The following is a 255-nucleotide window of genomic DNA, read 5'->3' as shown; positions in this document are numbered from 1 at the left end:
CACGAGCTGAAGCTCATCGTGGACCTGATGTACGAGGGCGGCCTGGAGAAGATGCGCTGGTCGATCTCGGAGACCGCCGAGTGGGGCGACTACGTCACCGGCCCGCGGATCATCACCGACGCCACCAAGGCCGAGATGAAGAAGGTCCTCGCCGAGATCCAGGACGGCACCTTCGCCAAGGCCTGGATGGCCGAGTACCACAACGGCCTGCCCAAGTACAACGAGTACAAGAAGGCCGACAGCGACCACCTCCTG

1 pseudogene is annotated in these 255 nt (G+C 63.5%); it reads left to right on the top strand.

Features of this window, described 5'->3' with window-relative positions:
- A pseudogene (locus AADR41_RS42700) lies at positions 1 to 255 on the top strand (ketol-acid reductoisomerase); the annotation flags it as partial.

Source organism: Streptomyces sp. CLV115 (assembly GCF_038448545.1).
GTDB lineage: Bacteria > Actinomycetota > Actinomycetes > Streptomycetales > Streptomycetaceae > Streptomyces > Streptomyces sanglieri.
This window is presented reverse-complemented; position numbering and strand designations above follow the sequence as displayed.